This is a genomic window from Aurantiacibacter gilvus (assembly GCF_038289935.1).
GTDB classification, from domain to species: Bacteria; Pseudomonadota; Alphaproteobacteria; order Sphingomonadales; family Sphingomonadaceae; genus Alteraurantiacibacter; species Alteraurantiacibacter gilvus.
In genome coordinates, this window is the sequence record NZ_JBBYHV010000001.1 from 1,051,890 (window position 1) to 1,075,287 (window position 23,398).

General features: G+C 65.0%; 19 protein-coding genes and 1 tRNA gene. 16 read left to right on the plus strand and 4 right to left on the minus strand.

Annotated features, from left to right (window positions below; genetic code table 11):
* Positions 1-3: 3 nt before the first annotated feature.
* Both AAEO60_RS05220 and AAEO60_RS05225 read left to right on the plus strand, forming a co-directional pair.
* Positions 4-963: an acetyl-CoA carboxylase carboxyltransferase subunit alpha gene (locus AAEO60_RS05220; RefSeq protein ID WP_341672585.1), complete on the plus strand. Its 960-nt coding sequence runs from the start codon at positions 4-6 to the stop codon at positions 961-963.
* A 90-nt stretch (positions 964-1,053) separates the two neighbouring features.
* Positions 1,054-2,526 (plus strand): M48 family metalloprotease, encoded by a 1,473-nt coding sequence (locus AAEO60_RS05225; protein ID WP_341672586.1) that lies wholly within the window; start codon positions 1,054-1,056, stop codon positions 2,524-2,526.
* Positions 2,527-2,636: 110 nt separating this feature from the next.
* Here the strand turns inward: AAEO60_RS05225 and AAEO60_RS05230 are convergent, their stop codons facing one another.
* Both AAEO60_RS05230 and AAEO60_RS05235 read right to left on the minus strand, forming a co-directional pair.
* Positions 2,637-2,816 carry a Flp family type IVb pilin gene (locus tag AAEO60_RS05230; protein ID WP_341672587.1) on the minus strand — a complete coding sequence of 60 codons (180 nt, stop codon included), beginning with the start codon at positions 2,814-2,816 and terminating at the stop codon, positions 2,637-2,639.
* A gap of 101 nt (positions 2,817-2,917) precedes the next feature.
* The gene (locus AAEO60_RS05235; protein WP_341672588.1) at positions 2,918-3,085 is read right to left on the minus strand and encodes a Flp family type IVb pilin; all 168 of its coding nucleotides are present in this window, start codon (positions 3,083-3,085) and stop codon (positions 2,918-2,920) included.
* A 99-nt stretch (positions 3,086-3,184) separates the two neighbouring features.
* Here AAEO60_RS05235 and AAEO60_RS05240 point away from each other — a divergent pair, with 99 nt between their 5' ends.
* From AAEO60_RS05240 to AAEO60_RS05265, 6 genes are all read left to right on the plus strand, one after another.
* Positions 3,185-3,586 carry an NUDIX domain-containing protein gene (locus AAEO60_RS05240; RefSeq protein ID WP_341672589.1) on the plus strand — a complete coding sequence of 134 codons (402 nt, stop codon included), beginning with the start codon at positions 3,185-3,187 and terminating at the stop codon, positions 3,584-3,586.
* Positions 3,587-3,633: 47 nt separating this feature from the next.
* A tRNA-Arg gene (locus tag AAEO60_RS05245) sits at positions 3,634-3,710 on the plus strand.
* A gap of 148 nt (positions 3,711-3,858) precedes the next feature.
* Entirely contained in the window at positions 3,859-4,344 is a 486-nt protein-coding gene (locus AAEO60_RS05250; protein WP_341672590.1) for a hemerythrin domain-containing protein, read from the plus strand.
* A 22-nt stretch (positions 4,345-4,366) separates the two neighbouring features.
* Positions 4,367-5,908 (plus strand): phospholipase D-like domain-containing protein, encoded by a 1,542-nt coding sequence (locus tag AAEO60_RS05255; protein ID WP_341672591.1) that lies wholly within the window; start codon positions 4,367-4,369, stop codon positions 5,906-5,908.
* Positions 5,901-6,524: a GTP cyclohydrolase I FolE gene (gene folE / locus AAEO60_RS05260; protein WP_341672592.1), complete on the plus strand. Its 624-nt coding sequence runs from the start codon at positions 5,901-5,903 to the stop codon at positions 6,522-6,524. The genes AAEO60_RS05255 and folE overlap by 8 nt, the downstream gene beginning before the upstream one ends.
* A gap of 40 nt (positions 6,525-6,564) precedes the next feature.
* Positions 6,565-7,857 (plus strand): UDP-N-acetylglucosamine 1-carboxyvinyltransferase, encoded by a 1,293-nt coding sequence (locus AAEO60_RS05265; RefSeq protein ID WP_341672593.1) that lies wholly within the window; start codon positions 6,565-6,567, stop codon positions 7,855-7,857.
* Positions 7,858-7,860: 3 nt separating this feature from the next.
* Here the strand turns inward: AAEO60_RS05265 and AAEO60_RS05270 are convergent, their stop codons facing one another.
* Entirely contained in the window at positions 7,861-10,002 is a 2,142-nt protein-coding gene (locus AAEO60_RS05270) for a S9 family peptidase (RefSeq protein WP_341672594.1), read from the minus strand.
* Positions 10,003-10,084: 82 nt separating this feature from the next.
* On the opposite strand from AAEO60_RS05270, the gene AAEO60_RS05275 reads away from it, so the two are divergent.
* Complete coding sequence (locus AAEO60_RS05275) at positions 10,085-10,243, plus strand: hypothetical protein (protein ID WP_341672595.1); 159 nt, start codon at positions 10,085-10,087, stop codon at positions 10,241-10,243.
* Positions 10,244-10,312: 69 nt separating this feature from the next.
* Here the strand turns inward: AAEO60_RS05275 and AAEO60_RS05280 are convergent, their stop codons facing one another.
* A complete protein-coding gene (locus tag AAEO60_RS05280) occupies positions 10,313-10,792 on the minus strand; it encodes a peroxiredoxin (RefSeq protein ID WP_341672596.1) in 480 nt (159 codons plus the stop codon).
* 181 nt (positions 10,793-10,973) lie between these two features.
* On the opposite strand from AAEO60_RS05280, the gene ahcY reads away from it, so the two are divergent.
* The 7 genes from ahcY to addA all read left to right on the plus strand — a co-directional run bounded on the left by ahcY (position 10,974) and on the right by addA (position 23,351).
* On the plus strand, positions 10,974-12,392 hold the full coding sequence (ahcY, locus tag AAEO60_RS05285) for an adenosylhomocysteinase (RefSeq protein ID WP_341672597.1): 1,419 nt from the start codon (positions 10,974-10,976) through the stop codon (positions 12,390-12,392).
* A 90-nt stretch (positions 12,393-12,482) separates the two neighbouring features.
* Complete coding sequence (locus AAEO60_RS05290; protein WP_341672598.1) at positions 12,483-14,822, plus strand: PAS domain-containing sensor histidine kinase; 2,340 nt, start codon at positions 12,483-12,485, stop codon at positions 14,820-14,822.
* Positions 14,819-15,256: a tRNA (adenosine(37)-N6)-threonylcarbamoyltransferase complex ATPase subunit type 1 TsaE gene (tsaE, locus tag AAEO60_RS05295; protein WP_341672599.1), complete on the plus strand. Its 438-nt coding sequence runs from the start codon at positions 14,819-14,821 to the stop codon at positions 15,254-15,256. The genes AAEO60_RS05290 and tsaE overlap by 4 nt, the downstream gene beginning before the upstream one ends.
* Positions 15,253-16,242, plus strand: coding sequence for an aminoglycoside phosphotransferase family protein (locus AAEO60_RS05300; protein ID WP_341672600.1), 990 nt, complete (start codon positions 15,253-15,255; stop codon positions 16,240-16,242). Before tsaE ends, AAEO60_RS05300 begins: the two co-directional genes overlap by 4 nt.
* Positions 16,239-16,955, plus strand: a complete 717-nt coding sequence (locus AAEO60_RS05305) for a nucleotidyltransferase family protein (protein ID WP_341672601.1) — start codon at positions 16,239-16,241, stop codon at positions 16,953-16,955. The genes AAEO60_RS05300 and AAEO60_RS05305 overlap by 4 nt, the downstream gene beginning before the upstream one ends.
* Positions 16,948-19,908 (plus strand): double-strand break repair protein AddB, encoded by a 2,961-nt coding sequence (gene addB, locus AAEO60_RS05310; RefSeq protein ID WP_341672602.1) that lies wholly within the window; start codon positions 16,948-16,950, stop codon positions 19,906-19,908. The genes AAEO60_RS05305 and addB overlap by 8 nt, the downstream gene beginning before the upstream one ends.
* Positions 19,884-23,351, plus strand: coding sequence for a double-strand break repair helicase AddA (gene addA, locus AAEO60_RS05315; RefSeq protein WP_423970085.1), 3,468 nt, complete (start codon positions 19,884-19,886; stop codon positions 23,349-23,351). Before addB ends, addA begins: the two co-directional genes overlap by 25 nt.
* Positions 23,352-23,398 lie beyond the last annotated feature (47 nt).

Sequence of the window (23,398 nt, forward strand, 5' to 3'; positions counted from 1 at the left end):
AGCATGATCTCATACCTCGAATTCGAGAAACCGGTCGCCGAACTGGAAGCCAAGATTGCCGAACTGCGCTCTGCGGCAGGTGACGATGGCGACGTCGATATCTCCAAGGAACTGTCGCGGCTCGAAAAGAAGAGCGCGGCCCTGCTCGCCAAGACCTATTCCGACCTGAGCCCGTGGCAGAAGACGCAAGTGGCGCGGCACCCGTCCCGCCCGCATTTCTGTGACTACGTGGCCATGGGCTTTACGGACTTCATCCCGCTGGGCGGTGACCGTGCCTATGGCGACGACCAGGCCATCATGGGCGGCCTCGCCAAGCTGGGCGGGCGCAAGGTCATGCTGATCGGGCACGAGAAGGGCCACGACACCGAAAGCCGCATCAAGCACAATTTCGGCATGGGCAAGCCGGAGGGCTACCGCAAGGCGATCCGCCTGATGGAAATGGCCGACCGTTTCGGGCTGCCGGTGGTGACGCTGGTGGATACCTCGGGCGCATTCCCTGGCATCGAGGCCGAAGAGCGCGGGCAGGCCGAAGCCATTGCCCGCAGCACCGAAGCTTGCCTTGCCCTGGGCGTGCCGCTGATTGCGGCCGTGGTGGGCGAGGGCGGTTCGGGCGGCGCGGTGGCGCTTGCCTCTGCCGAGCGCGTGCTGATGTTCGAACACGCGGTCTACTCGGTAATCTCGCCCGAAGGCTGCGCCTCGATCCTCTGGCGCACGGCGGAAAAGGCTCCGCAGGCCGCCGAAGCCATGAAGATGACCGCACAGGACCTGGAGAAACTGGGCGTGATCGACCGGATCGTGCCCGAACCCGTGGGCGGTGCGCAGCGCGATCCCGAAGGTGCCGTGGCTGACCTGATGCAGGCGATTGGCGAAGAACTGGACGCGCTTTCCGATATCGATCCGGACAGCCTGCGCCGCCAGCGCGAGGAGCGATTCCTCGCCATTGGCCGCGACCTTTCGCAATAGCCAAGCGGGAACGTAGGCGGGGGCCGTCCGTTACCTGCAGCAGTGATCCGGCATCCGTGTGGGTGCCGACACCCGTCTGGAGGAGGCCCAATGCCGCACACTTTCGCTCACCGATTTTCCACCATCGCCCTCGCCGGGGTCGCTTCCATGGCCCTTGGAGCCTGCGCGACCATTCCGGGTGCCAATGTCGCTCCCGGATCGCCGATTACGGCGGAAGAGGCGCAGGTCGGGGCGCAATACCACGACCAGTTCGTGGCCGAATTCGGTGGCGAGATGACCGGTCCCTATGCCCAGTATGTGGAGCAAGTGGGGCAGAACATCGCGGTGCAGTCGGGCCTCGCCGACAGTCGCAGCGCCTTTGAAATTACCCTGTTGAATTCCAGCGTTAACAATGCCTTCGCCGTCCCCGGCGGATACGTCTACACCACGCGCCAGCTGGTGAACCTGATGAACAACGAAGCCGAACTGGCTGCCGTGCTGGGCCACGAAGTCGGCCACGTGGCCGCGCGGCATTCAGCCCGCAGGCAGCAGACCGCGCAGCGTAACCAGCTGCTGGGCCTGCTCGGCGCGGTGATCGGTGGCGGTCTGCTGGGCAGTTCGGAGCTGGCGCAGTTGTCGATGCAGGGCTCGCAGGCACTGACCCTGTCCTACTCGCGCAGCCAGGAGCTGGAAGCGGACCAGCTCGGCGTCGATTACCTCAACAGCGCCGGATACGATCCCCGCGCCATGGCAACGCTGCTCACCAGTCTGGCGACCCAGAACCAGCTTGATGCACAGCTGCAGGGCCGCGACAACGCGACAATCCCCGAATGGGCCTCGACCCACCCCGATCCGGCCAGCCGCGTGCAGAATGCCATGCAGCTCGCCGGTAACGCCACGGGCGTGCTCAACCGCGAGACCTTCCTCAGCCGGATCGACGGCATGATCTACGGCGACGATCCGCAGCAGGGCGTGATCGAAGGCAGCACGTTCATCCACCCGGTGCTGCGCTTCAGTTTCACTGCGCCGCAGGGCTTCTACATGATCAACGGCACGCGCGCCGTGTCGATCAACGGCGATGCCGGCCGCGCCCAGCTGACGCTGGGGCAGTACAACGGCGATCTCGATGCCTATGTGCGCAGCGTGTTCACGGCCATCGGCGGTGACCAGCAGCAGCTTTCGCCCTCCAGCGTCAGCCGCACGACGGTAAACGGGCTGCCCGCGGCCTATGCCACCGTGCGGGTGAACAACGGCCAGCAGCAGGTCGACGTGACCGTGTTCGCCTACCAGTTCGACAATTCCACCGCCTATCACTTCCAGGCGATCACCCCGGCGGGTCAGTCGGGCACCTTCAATTCGCTCTACAGTTCGATGCGTCGGATCAGCGCGAGCGAGGCGGGCAGTGTGGTGCCGCGGCGAATCGATATCGTGACGGCCGCGCGCAGCGATACGGTTGCCACGCTTTCACGACGGATGGCCTACGACGACGCACAGGAGGCGCGTTTCCGCGTGCTCAACGGCCTGTCGTCCACCGATAACGTGGTGCCCGGGCGCGAGTACAAGATCGTCGTTCGTTCCAACTAAAGAAAACAGGCGCCGGAGCGGTGTAAGCCGCACCGACGCCTGGACCTGGTTCAGGCAAAGAAAAAGGGCGGCAGGTTTCCCTGCCGCCCTCTTCTTAAGTCCGGTTGGACTTAGTTGTTGGCGTTGGCGTCGTCGAGCTCCGAGCTCACGTTGCCGAAGGTGTCGTCCAGTTCGTTGCCCAGCGACTGCATGGCAGTGATGGCAGCGACGGCGATCAGAGCAGCGATCAGGCCATATTCGATAGCGGTGGCGCCCTGTTCGTCACGGATCATGTTCTTGAAGAAGGTCATTTGTAGTCTCCTGGTTAGTTCTTCGGTACCCGGCCCAACCGGGAGAACCGATCGAGCATTTTCAGATTTACGGGCTATTGGTTGACAAACTCCTAAGCTGATCAGCTGTTGTTCGACTGTTCGTATTTGTCTTCGATGATGCCCCACATGTTGTCGCTCGAATTGGCAAAACTCTGCATCGCAGTGATGATGGCAATGACGATAAGCGAGACAATCAGCCCGTACTCGATCGCAGTTGCACCTCGGGTGTCGTGCAGCAGCTTTTTCATGAATGATTTCGCAAACACCGCTTGGTCCCCTAGGTAAAAGTGCGACAACCAGACGTTTCCCATTCAAATCCTAACAAATCCTTTCGGAGGTCGTCGCGAGTGCAAAAAATCCCGACATGGATTCTCGTTGTTGCCGTGGCGCTGTTCGACGAAAACGGGCGCGTTCTGTTGCAGCAGCGTCCTGCTGGCAAACACCATGGCGGGCTGTGGGAGTTCCCCGGCGGCAAGGTGGAAAGCGGTGAAATTCCGCAAGTTGCACTGGTCCGGGAGGTTGCCGAGGAGTTGGGAATCGGACTTGATCCGGCGGCGCTGGAGCCCTGTGCCTTTGCCGAGGAAATGGGCTGTCCGGCGATTGTCCTCAATCTTTACACTTGCCGCTCCCACGCAGGTGAACCCGCAGGTCTTGAAGGCCAGCAGTTTGGCTGGTTTGATCTGGCCGGGGCGGCGCAGCTGGCGCTTGCCCCGATGGATCGAAGACTATTGCAGCAACTGGTCCGATAGGGCCTTGCCAAGCTGGCGCCACCTGCCTATGTGCCGCCCTCCAATGCGCGCCAGTAGCTCAGCTGGATAGAGTACCTGACTACGAATCAGGCGGTCGGAGGTTCGAATCCTTCCTGGCGCGCCAAGAAAGCCCATCCCTCGCGGGGTGGGCTTTCTTGGTTCTGGCATGGGCAAAGATGTTCTCGCAAGACTACCTGCTTTGGTCCGCTCCTCGGAACAACCGCCTCGCTCTCCTGTTGATTGTGTAAATGTAGTTACAGGAGTCCAAATCCATGTCCGAAGACATCTTCGCCCGCCTCAGGGAAGACCATGAAAGCCACCGCGCGATCCTCGACAAGCTCGCCGAAACCAGCGGCGACAGCGACGAGCGGCACGAGCTGCTCGAGCGGTTCACGCTGGAAGTGAAAGGTCACGCCGCGGCCGAGGAGCAGGCGCTCTATTCCACCATGTTGCGCAAGCCCGAGGCCACCGATGAAACGCGGCACTCGGTTGCCGAACACCACGAGATCGAGGAAATGCTCAACGACCTGGCGGCTACCGACATGTCGTCGCCGGCGTGGATGGCCAAGTTCAAACAGCTCGATCACGACTATCGCCACCATATCGACGAGGAAGAGGATGACCACTTCCCCGATTTCGAGAAGCTGTTGACCGATGAGGATCGCGCGCACATGCGTTCGGTATTCGATCGCCGTAAACAGGCCGAGAAGGCTGACGCTGCGGTGACGCCTGAAAAGATGGAAGACGCCAAGGCCTGATCCTCGGCTCCGGAGTAGTCGCTTGGCGCCAGACACAAAGCAGCACGAAGCGATGAGCGCCGGTTCTATCGAGCCGGGCGTGTGGCGCTATGCCCGCGCCCGGCGCGTTCGTGTGGTGGTGGACGGCGAGGAATATTTCGACGCCATTCAACGCGCCATGCTGAAAGCGCGCCAGCGGATCCTGATGATCGGATGGGATTTCGACACCCGTATCCACCTGACGCGTGGCCGCCGCTGGTGGCAGAAGGGGTGGAAGAAGCACTATCCCTCGCGCCTCGGCAGTTTCGTCGTCTGGCTGAGCAAGCAGAATCCGCAGCTGGAAATCCGAATTCTCAAATGGTCGATGGGCTTCATCAAGTTCATCGGCCGCGGCGCCATGGTGCTCGACCTGCTGCGCTGGTGGCCGCATCGGCGGATCGATTTCAAGTTCGACCACGTATTGCCTGTTGGCTGCACCCAGCACCAGAAGCTGGTGATCATCGACTCCGACTTCGCGGTGTGCGGCGGCATCGACCTGACCAATGGCCGCTGGGATACCCGTGCGCACCTCGAAGAAGATCCCGGACGAAAGCGTCCCAGTGGCGAGCACTATGCCCCTTGGCACGATATGGTCATGCTGATGGAAGGCCCGGTTGCACGCGAGCTGGAAGAGCTTGGACTGATGCGTTGGCGGCGCGCGGGCGGCAAGGTCCTGCCATCCGTCACATCGCAGGAGGAAAGCGCCTGGCCAGACGACCTCGACGCCGAGTTCGAAGATGTCGACGTGGGAATTTCCCGCAGTTGGCCGGCGATGGAAGGCGAAGCCAAGATCGACGAGGTGGAGGAGCTGTTCCTGCGGCAGATCGCCGCGGCCAAGCACTTCATCTATGCCGAGAACCAATACTTCGCGTCCCGCTCGATTGGCGAGGCAATCGCGAAGCGCATGATCGAGGATGATCCGCCCGAGGTCGTCATCGTGCACCCCGAGAGTGCCGAGGGCTGGCTTGAAGCCAGGACCATGGACCCGGCCCGCAACGAACTGGTGCAGGCGATCCGCGAGATCGACGAGCACAACCGTTTCCACCTCTATGCCCCTTTTTCGGGTAACACGCAGATCTATGTCCACGCCAAGTTGCTGATCGTGGATGACCGCGTGTTGCGCATCGGCTCCTCGAATTTCAACAACCGCTCGATGGGTCTCGACAGCGAGTGTGACGTGTTCATCGACTGCGACCGGCCCGGCAACGAGCATGCGACGGCCGGCATCCGCAGCATCCGCGAAAGCCTGTTGGCAGAACACCTCGGACTGCCGGTGGAGGATATGCCGGGACTGCTCGAAAAGCACGGCAGCATGGCCGAACTGATCGCCGCCATCGGCGACACCAATGCGCGCCATTTGCGGCCGTTCCAGCCCGGGCTGAACCAGGAATGGGAAAGCGATCTCGCCATCAGCGAAACGCTCGATCCCGAAGAGCCGGAGCACCTGTTCGAGATCCTGCCGGCTCACCGTGGTCTTTTCCGTCCGGGCAGCCTATTGGCGAAAGCCAAGGACAGACTGACAAGAAAGCGTAGTGTGAATGAGTAGCCTGGTCGGCCCTGACGAAGACAATCCCCGTTATCCCGATGGAACGAGCAAGCCGCCAGTTCCCGAAGACGTGCAGGAAGCGATCCGCACCTTGCTGCGATGGGCGGGTGACGATCCCGCGCGCGAAGGCTTGCTGGACACGCCCCAGCGCGTGGCGCGGGCGTGGAAGGAATATTGCCAGGGCTACGAAGAAGACCCTGCCCATCACCTTTCCCGCGTGTTCGAGGAAGTGGGTGGTTACGACGAAATCGTGCTGCTGAAGGACATCCCTTTCCAGAGCCATTGCGAACACCATATGGCACCGATCATCGGCAAGGCGGCGATTGCCTACCTGCCCACAGATCACGTGGTGGGCATCTCCAAGCTCGCCCGCGTGCTGCACGGTTATGCCCGGCGCCTGCAGATCCAGGAGCGCCTGACGGCCGAGGTGGCGCAGTGCATCTGGGACAACCTCAACCCGCGCGGCGTGGCCGTGGTGATCGAGGCCAGCCACGCCTGCATGACGGCGCGCGGGGTGCGCACGCCGGGCGTGAACATGGTCACCAGCAAGGTGATGGGCACCTTCCGCAGCGACTCCAAGAGCCGTGAGGAAGTGCTGAAACTGATGGGTTACTAGGCGGGTCCGAAAGGGGCCTGAACCGATTGAAGGAAAACGAATGAAGTCTCTGCGCGTGAGGGGTGGCCAGCCGCTGGTCGGGAAAATCGAACCCTCGGCCAACAAGAATGCTGTCCTCCCGGTCCTGTGCGCGACGCTGCTCAGCGATGCGCCGATCATGCTGCGCAACGTTCCCGAGATTACCGACGTCACCCGCATCCACGCCTTCTTCTCGGAGCTGGGCAGCACGGTGCATTGGGACAAGGCCGCCAAGACCTTCGCCATCGACCACTCGACCATTCCTTCCAGCGCCAAGGCCAAGCTGCCGCAGGCCATGCGCGCCTCGATCATGATGATCCCGGGCCTGCTGATGCGGCTGGGCGAGGCGCGGCTGGAGCACGAGGTGAAGGGCTGTACCCTCGGTGCGCGCGAGATCGATCCGCACGTACAGGTGTTCAAGGCCTTTGGGGCGGAGACCAGTTACCAAGGCAAGGACATCGTCTTCCGCAACACGCACAAGGCCGATGGCACGCGCATGTGGCTGGAATATGCCTCTGTCACGACGACCGAGAACTTCATCATTTCCGCGCTGACGGCGAAGGGCACCAGCCAGATCGTCAACGCGGCCTGCGAACCGCACGTGCAGGAAATGTGCACCTTCCTCGAAAAGATGGGTGCGACCATCCGCGGGAAGGGCACCTCGATGGTCTCGGTCGACGGGTTCCGAGACTTCCAGCCGGTAGACTACACCTTCGTCGAGGACTTCCACGAAGTCGCCACCTTCATGGCGCTGGCTGCGGTAACCGGCGGCGACATCTCGGTTCGCAACACCCAGCCGGAAGACTTCATGCTCATCGACAGGACGTTCGAGAAGTTCGGCGCCCACGTCGAGCACAAGGACGGCTGGTCGCGCCTCGACGCGCCGGAAGAACTGGTGGTGCAGCAGAACTTCACCAGCCACCTGACGACCAAGGTGGAGGCCGCGCCGTGGCCCTATATCCCCGCTGACCTGCTGCCGATCTTCATCGCCCTGGGCGTGAAGGCGCGGGGACAGACCATGTTCTGGAACAAGGTCTACGAAGGCGGGCTGACCTGGCACACCGAGCTGTCGCTGTTCGGTGCGCACACCCTGCTTTGCGACCCGCACCGCCTGATCACCTTCGGCGGCAGCAAGCTGGTGCCGGCAACGGTGACCAGCCCCTACATCATCCGTGTGGCCATTGCCCTGCTGATGGTGGCGGCGAGCATCGACGGCGAATCGACCATCCTTGATGCTGATCCGATCCGCCGCGCGCACCCAAATTTCACCGACAACATCGACGCCCTTGGCGTCGACGTGTCCTGGGAAGACTGAGACTTACTCGCTGTCGGCTTCCGCTTCCTGGTCCCAGCCGTCGGCATAGCGTTCGAACCAGGCGAGGATGGCCGAGGCCTTGGCTGCGCTTTGCGAGGGGCGGGCGGCGATGCCGCCGTGGCTTGCGCCCGGTACGCGCACCAGCGTGGTGGGCACACCGGCCAGTTGCAGCGCGGAGTAGTACTGCACCGCTTCGCTGACGGGTGTGCGGTAATCCTCGGCTCCCACCACCACCAGCGTGGGCGTTTCGACATTGCCGACCAGCGACAGCGGGGAGTGCTCCCAGAAGGTCTCGGGTGCCTCCCACGGGCGCGCGCCAAGCCAGTAGAGGCCGAAGTAGCCCGTACCGTCCGCGGTCAACGCCTGCGTGGTCCAGTTGATCACCGGCTTCTGCGTTGCTGCCGCGGCGAAGCGGTTGGTCTGGCCGACGATCCACGAGGTCAGCACGCCGCCGCCCGAACCGCCGGTGACGAACAGGTGGTCCGGATCGGCAATGCCCAGTTCGATGGCGCGGTCCACGATCGACATCAGGTCATGGTAGTCGTTGCCGGGATAGTCCTTGTCGATTTCCTGCGCGAAGGCCTCGCCATAGCTGGTCGATCCGCGCGGATTGGCTGACAGGACGGCATAGCCGGCGGCGGCGTACAGCTGGTTGTCGGTGGAGAAATGCGGGCCATAGGCGGCGAAGGGGCCGCCGTGGATTTCCAGGATCAGCGGCACGCGGGTGCCGTCCTCGTAGCCGGGCGGCAGGGTCAGCCAGCCTTGCACTTCCATCCCGTCGTGGCTCGATGCCACGGTAATCTCGCGTACTTCGCCGAAGGTCTTGGTGGCGCGCAGTCCGGCATTGAGATCGGTGAGATAGCGGGTGTTGCCACTGCGGGTGACCTGCACATCCGCAGGACGTGTCGCCGTGCCGCCGGTGAAGGCGATGGTATCGTTATCCGACACCGAGAAGCTGCCGCCGGTATAGGGGCGATCGAACCCGGCACCCTGCAGGCCGCTGGCCACCGTGCGGATACTGCCGTCGAGGGCCACGCGTGCCACGAAGGTTTCCCCGCGCTCGTCGTACTGGACATAGATGCCGCGCGAATCCGCGTCCCATTGCAGGGCGTCGACGCTGTGGTCCCAGTCGCTGGCGAGACGGCGGCGGTTGGTGCCGTCGGCATTCATCAGGTAGAGTTCGGTATTCTCGTAAGCCGCGCCGACATCGTCCCAGCCGAGATAGGCGATCAGGCGCCCATCGGGCGAAACCTGTGCCCCCGTATCGGGGCCGTCACGATCGGTCAGCTTGGTGAGGGCGAGCGTGTTGACATCTAACGCCCAGACATCGCCTTCGACCGGATCGGTCTGCCAGTTGGCATTGCGGTTGGCGCTGAAATAGATCGTGCTGCCATCGGGAGACCAGCTGAGGGCGCCGCCATCGTCGTACTGGCCGAAGGTCAGCTGCCGCGGTGCACCGCCCGTCGCAGAAATGATGAATATCTTGGAGAAGCCCGGGGTAAGCTCACCCGCACCGTCTGCGCGGAAGTTGACAAGGTCGGTAATGTCGAGGCCTTCGGCCCACTGCGCGCCTTCGGGCCGGTTCGACGGCGCCGAACCCAGCGTGGGGGAGGGGTCGTCCACGATCATGGTATAGGCGAGCGAGCGACCATCGGGCGCCCAGGTGATGCTGGAAGGACTGCTGGGCAAGCCGGTGAGGCGCACGGCCTCCCCGTTTTCCACCCATTTGACCCACAGCTGCGCGCTGCCGCCCTCGGTGGAGACATAGGCGATGCGCGATCCGTCGGGCGACCAGCGCGGGGCAAAGGCCGCGCCATCGGCGCCGGCGAACGGGGTTTCCTCGCCGCTGGCCACGTCGATCATCCAGATCGAGCTGACGGCGCGGTCGGTCATGATGTCGTTCTGCCGCCGCACATAGGCAATCTGGCTGCCATCCGGGCTGATCTGCGGGTCGGAGGCTGCGGCCAGGTCGAACAGGTCTTCACCGGTGAAAGTGATCGTGGGGCCGGTGCGGGCGGAGCCCTGTGCCGCTGCCGTCATGGGAACGGGCTGGTCGCTTGCCGGCATCGTCCCTTGCGAATTCGCCACTGCGGGAAGGGTGAGAAGGGCAATGGCGCTGGCGGAAGCGAACAGTGTCTTGAGCATGAGGTTCCCTCTGAAACTAGTCCCAAACGCGGTTTGGACGCTTCGTCGGAAGCGGTCAATCGGCGATACCAATTTGGCCCAGATGGACGAACTGGCAACAAAATTGCGCGCGGACATCGCAGCCTGCGAACATCCGCAGAAGAAGGGTTTTCTGGTGGGGTCACTGCAAGTCTTGCAGGAAAAAAGGGCAGAGTTTGTAGCCACTAGCGAGGCGATGTTCGCCAAGCTGGAAGCGGCATGACGCGCAGTTGCAGGACACAAAAAAGGGCACCGAAAGCGGCGCCCTTTTCTTGTCTGTGGTTGGCTCCGCCTAGAGCTGGCCGAGCATGTGCTCCGCGCTCGAAACGGCGAACTCGCCGGGGCCTTCGACGTTGATCTCGGTGACCACGCCGTCATCGACGATCATCGAATAGCGGTTGGAGCGGGTGCCCATGCCATAGGCGGAGAAGTCCGCGTCGAGGCCAAGTGCCTTGGCGAAGTCGCCGCTGCCGTCGGCCAGCATGGTGACGTCTCCAGAGCCGTCGGCCTTGTTCCATGCGCCCATGACGAAGGCGTCGTTCACGGCGGTGCAGGCGATCTCGTCGACACCCTTGGCCTTCAGTTCCTCGGCCTTTTCGACATAGCCGGGCAGGTGCTTGGCCGAGCAGGTGGGGGTGAAGGCACCCGGCACCGCGAACAGCGCCATCTTCTTGCCTGCGAAATAGTCAGCCGACTGGACGGCCTCGGGGCCTTCGGCAGTGGCCTTCACCAGCTTCACGTCGGGCAGCTTGTCGCCTTTGGAAATCGCCATGATCTGTAATCCTCCTCTTGGGGTTCGGTGTTGGAGATAGTCCACCTTGCAACGCACGCAAGGACATATAGCTCCGAAAGCAGGGGTTGAGGTTCGTCAGGTGGCCCCCTAAAGCCCGCGACAGACAAATTCGCGTTGCACGGAGCCCCGGCAACGCTTCACCCGCAAATGGACAGGAGCAGTGCCCGTGGCTGACGCCGCTTTCACCGACTATATCGTCAAGGATATCGCACTCGCCGACTACGGCCGTGCCGAAATCAATATCGCCGAAACCGAAATGCCGGGCCTGATGGCCACGCGCGAGGAATTCGGTGCTTCGCAGCCGCTGAAGGGTGCCCGCATCACCGGCTCGCTACACATGACCATCCAGACCGCCGTGTTGATCGAAACGCTGGTGGCACTGGGCGCGGAAGTGCGCTGGGCAACCTGCAACATCTACTCGACGCAGGACCACGCCGCTGCCGCGATCGCCGCACAGGACATTCCCGTCTTCGCCGTGAAGGGTGAAAGCCTGGCGGAATACTGGGACTATGTCGGCAACATCTTCGATTGGGAAAACGGTAACGACGGAACGACCGCCAACCTGATCCTCGACGACGGCGGCGACGCGACCATGTTCGCCCTGTGGGGCGCGCGGATCGAGGCCGGTGAGGAAATGCCTGAGCCGACCAATGCCGAAGAAGTCGAGATGCAGCGTGCGCTCAAGGCCTTCCTGAAGAAGAAGCCCGGCTATCTCACCGCTTCGGTGAAGAACATCCTGGGCGTATCGGAAGAGACGACCACCGGCGTGCACCGTCTCTACAGCCTGGCCAAGAATGGCAAGCTGCCGTTCCCGGCGATCAACGTGAATGACTCCGTCACCAAGTCGAAGTTCGACAACCTCTACGGCTGCCGCGAATCGCTGGTCGACGCCATCCGCCGCGCCACCGACGTCATGCTGTCGGGCAAGGTCGCCTGCGTCGCCGGTTTCGGTGACGTCGGCAAGGGCAGTGCCCAGTCGCTCCGCAACGGCGGTGCCCGCGTGCTGGTGACCGAGATTGACCCCATCTGCGCGCTTCAGGCCGCCATGGACGGCTTTGAAGTGACCACGATGGAAGACGCGGTGAAGCGTGCTGACATCTTCGTTACCACCACCGGCAACGAAGACGTGATCACGGCCGAGCACATGAAGGCGATGAAGCCGATGAGCATTGTGTGCAATATCGGTCACTTCGACAGCGAGATCCAGATTTCGGCGCTCGACAACTACGAGTGGAACGAACTGAAGCCGGGCACCGACCTGGTGAAGTTCCCCGACGGCAAGGAAATCATCGTGCTGGCCAAGGGCCGCCTGGTGAACCTCGCTTGCGCCACCGGCCACCCCAGCTTCGTGATGAGCTGTTCCTTCACCAACCAGGTGATGGCGCAGATGGAACTGTGGGAACGCCACGAGCAGTACGAGAACGACGTCTACGTCTTGCCCAAGCACCTCGACGAGAAGGTCGCCGCACTGCACCTCGACAAGCTGGGCGTGAAGCTGACCAAGCTTTCGCAGCAGCAGGCTGACTACATCGGCGTGCCGGTCGAAGGGCCGTTCAAGCCGGAACACTACCGCTACTGATATAAATGCACCCCTCCTGGTTTCGCAGGAGGGGTGTATCCTTGCGCAGGCCATTGCACTTGCGCCCCCTCTCACATAGCTGACTAGGCGATGGAACTGCCTCCTACCGCCCTGGTCCTGATGGGCCTGTTGCTGGCCGCCTGGACCTTCGGCGCGGTCTGGATGGTCGTGGGCTCGCTCCAGCGTCGCAGGGCGGCGCGCGCAGCTCGCAAGACGGTCCGTCGGCTGACGCGGCTGATCGACGATGCGCCGGCCGTTCCGCTGCTGGTAAAGCCCGATGGCAAGATCGAAGGGCCGGACCGGCTCGCCGCTTGGTTGGGCCTGCCAAAACTGCCCGGTTTCATCAGCGAGCTCGATAGCACCGATGGCGGGATTACCACCGAGGACCTTGCCGAACTGCGCGAGGCCGTGCGGCGTACGCAGAAGACCGCCGCGCCGTTTTCCATGGTGGTAACGGCGAAGAGGTCTACCCGCAGCCTGGCTGTACGCGGACAGCTCGCCGACCCTGCCATCGCGACTGGCGGCGCTGCGCTGGTCTGGTGGTTCGACTTCTCCGAAAGCCAGGGCGAGCTTTCGCGCCTGCGTGAGGAAACCGCGCGGGCCCGCAATGACTTTGCTGCGCTGGTCGGCCTGATCGAGGCTGCTCCCATGCCCATGTGGTTCCGCGGACCCGAGATGGACCTGCGGCTGGTCAACAGCGCCTATGTCGCGGCGGTCGGCGCAGAGGATGCCACCAAGGTGGTCGAACAGCAGATCGAACTGGTCGAAACGGTCGACGGTCTCACTGCCGCGCAGGTCGCCGGGCAAGCGCACAGCCGCGACATGCCGGTGGAACGGATCGTGCAGGCGACCTTGGGCAGCCAGCGCCGCACCCTGCGCGTGGCCGACTTGCCGCTGGGTGAAGAAGGCGTCGCCGGTTACGCTTTCGATATCGAGGAAATGGAAGAACAAGGCCGCGCCTTCCGTGCTTTCCGCGCGGCGCAGCGTTCGATGCTGGACCAGCTGTCGGTCGGCGTGGCGCAGTTCGACGAGACCCGCCGCCTCGCTTTCGCCAACCAGCCTTTCCAGCGCATTTTCGGCTTGCCCGGCACGGTGCTGGTCGATCCGCCGGACTTCGACCGTTTCCTCGACAAGGCGCGCGACAATGGGCGCCTGCCCGAGGTCCGCGACTTCCCGGCATGGCGTGCCGAATTGTCCGGCTGGTTCACCGAAGATGCGCCGGTGGAAGATGCCTGGACGCTCTCCGACGGCACCCACTTGCGCGTTGTTGGCCAGCCCATGCCCGACGGCGGCCTTGTGCTGGTGGCAGAAGACCGCTCCGAACAGCTGGCGCTCTCGGCTACGCGCGACACGCTGCTGCGCACCCGCACCGCGACCTTCGATTCGCTGTTCGAATCGCTCGCGGTCTTCGCGCCCGATGGCCGGATGCAGTTGTGGAACCGCAGTTTTCCGGCGGTCTGGGGCATATCCGACGACGCGCTCGACGAGCATCCGCACGTCGACAAGCTGCTCGACCGGATAGCCAACCGTCTCGCGCGTCCCGCGCAGCGCAAGGCCATCGGTGAGGTCGTCCGTGCGGCAACGCTGGACCGGCAGGAGCGCGGTGGGCGTGTGGTCCTGTCGGACGGGCGGACGCTGGAGTTTGCCGGGGTACCATTGCCCGACGGCAATGGCCTGTTGACCGTCATGGACGTTACCGACTCGACCAAGGCCGAAGAGGCGCTGCGCGAACGCGCCACCGCGCTCGAAGAGGCTGACGCGGTGAAAACGCGTTTCCTTGCCAACATGTCCTACGAATTCCGCACGCCGCTCACCTCGATCGGCGGCTTTGCCGAGCTGTTGCAGTCGGGGGTTGCCGGCGAGCTCTCACCCCAGGGCAAGGAATATATCGCGGCAATCATCGCGTCGGTCGAACGACTGAGCCAGCAGATCGAGTCCGTGCTCGATCTGACGCAGAGCGAAGCAGGCCTGCTACCGATTGCGACCGAGGATGTCGACCTGCTCAGCTTCACCACCGGCGTCGTCCGGGCGCGCGAGGAAGCTATCGAGGCGAAGAATATCACCCTCGACCTGCACGGTGACAAGAGCGCGGGGCAGGTGAGCGCGGACCGCCGCCAGCTGGGCCGCGCCATCGGCAACCTGCTCGACAATGCCATTGCCGCGACGCCTGAAGGCGGGCGCATCCTGGTGGCGCTGACACGGCGCAAGTCCGGCGCGCGGATCGTCGTTTCGGACAATGGCGAGGGCATGAAGCCGAGCGAACTGGCGCGCGCGCTTGATGGCTACCGCCTGCCGGGCGCGGACGGTAGCGAGGGCAAGCGGGGGCTCGGCCTGCCGCTGGCGCGCCAACTGATCGAGGCCCACGGCGGACGGCTGGAGATCCAGTCCGAAAAGGGGCAGGGCACGACGGCCACGGTGCTGCTGCCTTGATCGTCGACCTGCCGGATCTTGCCGCGATGACTCATTTCGGCCAGCGGATCGCCGCGCGCCTGCGGGCCGGGGATGTCGTGGCGCTCTCCGGCGGCCTTGGCACCGGAAAGACGACCTTGTCTCGCGCAATTCTCGAAGCCCTTGGTCACGAAGGCGAAGTTCCCTCGCCGACCTTCACCATCATCGAAACCTACGATCACCTCGACCTGCCGGTTGTCCATGCCGATTTCTACCGCCTCGAAGACCCGTCCGAAGTCGAACAGCTGGGTCTCGACGACTACCGCGAGGGCGCTGTCCTGCTCGCCGAATGGCCGGACAACGCCGGCGGCTTCGCAAACGAGCCACAATGCCTGCAAATCGCGCTGGAAATTGCGGGCAACGGGCGCAAGGCGATTGCCCGGGGCGGGGCGGATTGGCTAGGGCGCATGCCATGAGCGACCTGCCCGAAGGCCTTCACCAATTCATCGCTGCAGCCGGTTGGGGTGATGCCGCGATCGAGCCGATCCCCGGCGATGCCAGCTTCCGCCGCTATTTCCGCCTGCGCCGCGATGATATGACGGCAATGCTGATGTATGCGCCGCCGCCCGAGGAGGACACGAAGCCGTTCCTCAACGTGGCTGCTTGGCTCACCGCCAACGGCATGCGTGGTCCGTCGATCTTCGCCCACGACGCCGAGGCCGGTTGGGTGCTGACCGAGGACTTCGGTAACGAGCGCATGAAGGAATGGATCGAGGCCAATCCCGCCGGCGAACACGGCGCCTATTCCTCTGCCATCGCCGCCATCGGCAGGCTGCACCGCCTCTCGCCCGGACCTTTCCCGGCCTATGACATGGCGGTTTGCCAGCGCGAGGCAGGCCTGTTCACCGAGTGGTTCTGCCGCGTGGCCGGTATCGAGGTCGATGAAGCAGGCTTCGTGGCCGCCTGGGACGAGGCGATGGCCCCTGTCATCGCCGAGCAGCAACCCGGCGTTACCGTGCTGCGTGACTATCACGCGGAGAACATCATGATGCTCGGCCCCTCGGCAGACGGCACGGGCGAACAGGGCCTGATCGACTTCCAGGACGCGCTGGTGGGCCACCCTGCCTATGACCTCGTCTCGCTGCTGCAGGACGCGCGGCGCGACGTCTCGCCGGAGCTGGAACAGGCCATGCTCGAGCAATATGTGGCGGAGATGCAGCCCGATTGGGATGTTGCCGCAAGCTATGCCGTGCTCGGCGCGCAGCGGAACGCCAAGATTGTCGGCATCTTCACCCGCCTGTCCGAACGCGATGGCAAGCCGCGCTACCTCTCCATGATCCCGAGGGTGTGGGAAGCCATGGAGCGCGACCTTGCCCATCCGGCGCTCGCCCCGGTCGCCCGCTGGTTCGACGCCAATGTGCCTGCCGCTGTGCGTGCAGCGAAAGGCGACGTCTTCGGATGACCAAGCTGGCTTCGGATACGGCCATGGTGCTGGCAGCGGGCATGGGCAAGCGCATGCGACCGCTGACGGCCACGCAGCCCAAACCGATGGTGCGCGTCGCGGGCAAGCCGCTCATCGACCATACGCTCGACCGCTTGCAGGAGGCGGGCCTGGCCCGCGCGGTGGTGAACGTCCACTACCTCGCCGACAATCTCGAAGCGCACCTGAAAGAACGCCAGGCACCGGCAATCGTGCTCTCCGACGAGCGCGAGTTGCTGCTGGAAACCGGCGGCGGCATGCTGAAGGCGGCGGACCAGCTGCCCGATCCGTTCTTCTGCCTCAACTCCGACAACATCTGGCTCGACGGCCCGCGCAACTGCTTTGCCGACCTGTCGGACATGTGGGACCCGGCGAAGATGGACGCGCTGCTGCTGCTGGTGCCGCACCGCGCTGCGCACAACTTCCGCGGCAAGGGTGATTTCCACATGGACCCGCAGGGCCGCCTGCGCCGCCGACAGTCGGGCCGGATCGCGCCCTACATCTTCTCCGGCATCCAGCTGGTGTCAAAGCAACTGCTGCGCGACGCCCCGGAAGGGCCGTTCTCGACCAACGTCCTGTGGACCCGCGCCATCGAGGAAGGGCGGCTCTACGGCATGGCCTTTACCGGGCAGTGGTTCGAAGTGGGCACGCCCGAAGCGATCAAGCCCACCGAAGCGGCGCTCAGGGGTGACTGAGCGGGCCGGTCCCAAGGTCTATTCCATCGCCGCCCACCGCGGCTTTGCCGACGCGCTGGTTGCCGGGCTGGTGCCGCGATATTCCGAGCCCGACGTCGGTCTCGCGTGGCTGACCCTGCTGCTGCCCAGCGCCCGTGCGGCACGCACCATGTCAGAGGCTTTCGTCCGTCATGCGGGCGAGCATGAGACCAAGGGCCTGCTGATGCCGCGCATGGTGCTGGTGGGCGATCTCGACCTCGACGAGGCACTGGGGCCGCTGTTCGATTCTCTGGGTGCGGGCGCGGCAATCCCGCCCGCGGCCGACCCCACGCGCCGCTGGCTGCGCATCGCGGCTTTGATCCGCGAAGTTCAGGGCGACAAGGCGCCCAAGGGCTCGGCGTTGCTGCGGCTCGCGCTCGAAACCGGGCAGGTGATGGATCGCCTGCTGGTGGAGGAGATCGCGCCGGACGACCTGCTGTCCGACGCGGTGATCGACCTTGTCGGTGACCTGTCAGAGCATTGGCGGCGCAACCTGCACCTCTTCGCGACGATCCAGCGATACTGGCTGGCCGAACTCGAAGAGCGCGGCGAACGCGATGCCGCCGCGCGGCGCAACATGCTGTTCCGCGAGGCGGCCAGGCGGATGCGCGACAACCCGCCCGTGACGCCCTTTGTCGCAGCAGGCGTCACCAGTGCCGCGCCCGCGCTTGCGCGGCTGCTGCGCACGGTGGCGGATTTGCCGAATGGGTCGGTCATCCTGCCTGACCTCGACCTGTCGATGGGCGAGGAGGTGTGGGACGAACTGGGCCATGCGGGGGATACCGCCGCCGAAACGCCCTTTGCGCCCGGCGATGCCGTTACCCATCCGCAATATCACCTGAAGCTGCTGCTCAACCGCATGGGTGTGGCGCGCGAGGAGGTGCAGCCTTGGCACCGCGCCGGCCTCGCCAAGGGGCCTCCCGAGCGCAGTCACGCCATCTCCAGCCTGTTCCTGCCGCCCGAGGCCAGCAAGGTCTGGGCTGACTTGCCCGCTGCCAAGCGGCGCATGGCGGGCGTGCGCCTGGTTGAAACGGCCAATCCCGAAGAGGAAGCGCAGGCCATCGCCCTGCTGGTACGGCAAGCGCTCGACGAGCCGGAAAAGCGCATTGCCGTCGTCACGCCCGATCGCGGGCTGGCGGGGCGGGTGGTGCAGCACCTCAGGCGCTGGAACGTCGCGGCTGACGATTCTGCCGGTCGTCCGCTCAGCCAGACGCCTGCGGGGCGTGTACTCCTGCTGCTGGCCGAAGTGGCTGCCGAGCCTGCCGCTCCGGTGCCGCTGATTGCCTTGCTCGAACATCCGCTGGTGGCGGCGGGCGCGGAACGTGCGGCCTGGCTGCGCGCGGCGCGGCGCTTCGAGCTGCAACTGCGCGGTCCGCGCAAGGCTCCGGGTCTCGCGCCGCTGCGCCCGCTCGCTGCCAAGGCCAAGGTCGGGGAATGGTGGGCCGGTGTCGAAGAGACGCTGGCACCCTTGCTGGACGCTGGCGAGGAAGCCGAACTGTCCCGCTGGCTCGACCTGCTGGCCGCAACCGGCGAGGCACTGTGCAGCGAGGGCCTGTGGGCGCGCGAGGATGGACGGGCGCTGTCCGCCTTCGTCGAAGACTTGCGCCTGCAGGCGCGCGAGGTGGCCATGCCGCTCGCGGCAGACGACCTGCCCTCGGCCTTGCGCGATGCGATGGACCGTGTGGCCGTGCGGCCGCCCTATGGCGGACATCCGCGCGTGGCGATCTACGGCCTGCTCGAAGCGCGGATGACGCGGGCGGACATGGTGATCTGTGCGGGCCTCAACGAAGGCACCTGGCCGCCGCGTCCTGCCACCGATCCGCTGCTGGCACCGGGCGTGCTTCGCGCACTCGGCGTGCCGGGCGCAGACTTCCGCATCGGCCTAGCCGCGCATGACCTCGCCGGAATGCTCGGCGCGCCGGAAGTGGTGCTGACCCGCTCGCGGCGCGACACCTCCGGCCCGGCTATCGCCAGCCGCTTCCTGCTGCGGGTGCGTGCCCTGCTGGGTGCGGACCTGGTCGAGAAGCACGAGGATACCGAGGTCGTCGAACTGGCGCAGGCGCTGGACGATCCGCCGGAGGTGCCTCACGCACCGCAGCCTAAGCCATGTCCGCCTACGGAACTGCGCCGGCAAGACGTGAGCGTCACCGGGCTCGATCGGCTGCGCTCCGATCCGTACCAGTATTACGCCTCCAAGCTGCTGCGCCTTTCTGATCTCGACGGTGTGGACGCCGATCCGACGCCTGCATGGCAAGGCGAGCTCGCCCACGCGATCCTGGAGGACTTCCACGACGGCAAGGGCACCATGGTGGAGCTGGCCGATAAGCACCTGCGCGCCATGTCCGCCCACCCGCTGATGCGCGCGCTGTGGCGACCGCGCCTGCTCAAGGCGCTGGAGTTCATCGGACAGCAGCTTGCCGACCATCCCGACCGCGTGCCGGTGAAGTGGGAAGAATGGGGCGAGATGACGGTGCGCGGCATTCGTGTCTTCGGCAAGGCTGACCGGATCGACCGTTTGCCCGACGGGACGCTAGCCGTGGTCGATTACAAGACGGGCCGGGTGCCTTCCAAGAAGGAGGTGCAGGAAGGCTATGCCCTGCAACTCGGCACCACGGGGCTGATCCTGCGGGACGGTGCTGTCGACGGGCTGTCCGGCGAGGCGACGCGGTTCGAGTACTGGAAATTCGGCAAGAGCAAGGAATCGGACACCGGCTTTGGTGAAGTCCTCTCCCCGCTGAAGCTGACCACGCGCCAGCAGGGCGTTCTGCCAGAGGACTTCCTGCCCGAATCCGAACGCTACCTGCACGAAGCCCTCGACAAGTGGATCCTTGGCGTTGATCCCTTCACCGCGCGGCTCAATCCCGATGCGCCGGGTTACGACACCTACGACCAGCTGATGCGGCTCGCCGAATGGCAGGGGAGGGACGGATCGTGAGCGGGAAGGTCTATCCGCTGCAAGACAATCAGGCGAAAGCCGTGGAGCCGCGTGATTCGGTGTGGCTGTCGGCCTCTGCCGGTACGGGCAAGACGCAGGTTCTTTCGGCCCGCGTACTGCGCCTGCTGCTGGAGCCGGGCGTGCGGCCCGAACAGATCCTCTGCCTCACCTTCACCAAGGCGGGCGCGGCGGAAATGGCCACCCGCGTCAGCGAGGTGCTGGCCAACTGGGTGCGGATGGAGGACACGCGCCTCGCGGCTGACCTGATCGCCATTGGCGCGGCGGGCGATCCCGGCACAATCGCCCGCGCGCGTACGCTGTTCGCCGCCGTACTCGATTGCCCCGGCGGCGGCCTGCGAATCGACACGATCCACGCTTTCTCGCAGTGGCTGTTGGCCGCCTTTCCCGAAGAGGCAGGCCTGATCCCCGGCACCCGCCCGATGGAAGACCGCGACCGCGACCTGCTGGCCGCCCGCGTCTTGCGCGAACTGCTGGTGCACTGGGAGGAGAGCGATCCGGCGGCGGTTACGGCGCTGGAAGACCTCTCGCTGCGCATGGGCGCTGACGGTGCGCAAGGCTGGCTGATGCGCTGCGCCAACGCCCGCGAAGCGTGGTTTGGCGATGGCGCATGGCAACCGCCAATGGCAGGCCGTGTGAAGCGGCTGCTCGGCCTGCCTGCCGATGCAGATGCCAGCACATTTGCCGGAAGCTGCGCGGACGGGTCGATCGGCGCGGAGCTGATGCGCAAGGTCATGTGGGCCTATGACGAATGGGGCGCCGATAGCGGACAGAAATTCGCCGCGATTATCGGCGACTGGTTGCTGGAGGAGCCGGAGGCGCGCTTCCTGGCAACAGGCGAGCTGCTGGGCGACCTATTCAACGACAAGGGCCTGCTCAAGCACCAGAACAACCTCGCGAAGAAGGTGGAAGGCGTTGAGGCGCTGGCCGCCGATGCACTGGCCTGGCTGCAGGACCTCTCGGCGCAGGCAACCCTGCTGCAACTGGTCGATATCATCACTCCCGCGCTGGAAGTGGGCCGCAAGTTCGCCCTGGCCTGGGACGATGCCAAGAAGCGTGAAGGGCTGGTCGATTTCGACGACCTGATCCGCCGCGCCGCCAAGCTGCTGGGCCGGTCCGACATGTCCGCCTGGATCCGCTACAAGCTGGACCGGCGTTTCGATCACATCCTTGTCGACGAGGCGCAGGATACCAACGAGGCGCAGTGGGCGATCATCGATGCGCTGACTGACGACTTCTTCAGCGGCATGGGCCAGGCGGAAGACCGGCTGCGCACCATCTTCGTCGTCGGTGACTACAAGCAGGCGATCTTCCGATTCCAGGGCACCAGTCCGGAGAACTTCGCCAAGGCGCGCGAAAGCTACCGCCAGCGGCTGGACGACTGGGTGGCCAATGTCGCGCAGCTGCGCCAGCGGATCGAGGCGCGTCCCTTGCAGCCGTTGGGGCTGGGACGCTCCTATCGTACGTCGCAGCACGTCCTGAGCTTCGTGGACGAGGCGATTGCGGCCATTGGCCCCGAGAACATCGGCCTCGACCGCCAGCCGGAACCGCATGTTGGCGACAACCGGCCCGGCCTCGTCACCCTGTGGAAGCCAGTCCCCGGCAAGCTCGAGGACTTTGATGACGACGAGGAAGGCGACGGCCCCGAACTGCGCATTTCCGAGCCCGAACGGCGCATGGCGGAAAAGATCGCGCAGCAGATCAGGCGCATGTGGGACGGCGGTTTCCCGCTGGTGAAGGGCGGGCATCGCAATGCCACGCCCGGCGATTTCATGGTGCTGGTGCGCAAGCGGCGGGAACTGGCCGGCCTGATCGTCGCCAAATTGCACGCGGCAGGCGTGCCGGTGGCGGGTGTCGACCGGCTGCGCCTTGGCGCGCCGCTGGCGGTGAAGGACCTGATGGCCGCGCTGCGCTTTGCCGCGCAGCCGAACGACGACCTGAGCCTGGCCTGCCTGCTGGTCTCGCCGATCATGGGCTGGTCGCAGGACGACCTGCTTGCCCACGCACCGCGTCCGAAAGACAAGCCGCTGTGGGACCATCTGCGCGATACCGGCGAGGCCAAGCCTGCCGAGGCTGTCGCCATGCTGTCCGACCTGTTGGCGCTGGCCGACTACGAGCCACCGCAAGCCCTGCTGCACTGGATCCTGCTCGGTCCGTGGAAGGCGCGCGGCAAGCTGGTGGCGCGGCTGGGGCGCGAGGCCAATGATCCGATCGACGAGCTGCTGGGCGCCGCCTTGCAATTCTCCGCCACCAACACCCCCAGCCTGCAGGGCTTTATCCGCTGGTTCGATTCGGGTGACGGCGAGTTGAAGCGCGAGTCCGAAGGGCCGGGCGACATGGTGCGGGTGATGACCGTTCACGGTTCCAAGGGCTTGCAGGCCCCCATCGTAATCCTTGCCGACGCCACGGGCGATCCCGACAAGTCGCGCGCCTCCGGGCTGGAGCTGGAAGAAGCAGGCGGGAACGGCCGCAAGGTGCCGCTGCCTTCCCTCAGCAGCGCCGAGCGCGTCGGGCGCATCGAGGAGGCTGCCGAGGCCACCAAGGCTGCCGAGCGGCAGGAGCACTGGCGCCTGCTCTACGTCGCCATGACCCGAGCGGAAGAGGCGCTGTTTATCGGCGGTGCGCTCGGCAAGAGCGAGAAGGAACCCGCAGAAGACAGCTGGTACGCGCGTCTCGCCCCGCTGTTTCCCGGCGACGAATTGCACGACGACGACTGGGGCTGGCGCAAGGAATTGGGCGAACGCGCCGAAAAGGTGCCGCATCGCACCCAGCAGCCCTTGCCGATCCCGCCCGTCCTGCCGGACTGGGCTACGCGCCCCGTCGGTCCCGAACCGCGTCCGCCGCGACCGCTCGCACCGTCAGCCAGTGCGGAAGAGGTGGGGGCAGACCCGCCGCTGCCGCCCGAACAGGCTGCCGTCGCCGCGCGGCGCGGGGTGCTGATCCACGCGCTGCTCGAACGCCTGCCCGACGTGCCGAACGACATGCGCGAATCTGCGGGCAGGGCATGGCTCGAGCGGCGCGGACCGGACCTGTCCGATGCCGAACGCGGCGAAATGCTCGCCCGCGCGATTGCGGTGATGGACGAACCCGAATGGAGCGAGTTGTTCGGCCCAGATGCGCTGGCCGAAGTGCCGCTGGCGGCGGTCATCGGCGGGCAGGTGATCGCCGGCACGGCAGACCGCCTGCTGGTGACGCCCGAAAGGATCATGGTTGCCGACTTCAAGACCGCGCGGCGTCCGCCTTCAGGCTTGCAAGACATGCCGGAAAGCACGCTGCGGCAGATGGCGGCCTATGCCGCCGCGCTGGCGGTGATCTATCCGGACCGCAAGGTGGAGGCCGCCGTGCTCTACACCCAGACGCCGCAGCTGATCGTGGTGCCAGCCGAAAAACTGGCGGCACACAAGCCGGACTTGTCCCCGGCTTAAGGAAAGGTTTTGCGTCTCGGCCATTGTCTCAGGCAGAGGCGCGCCTA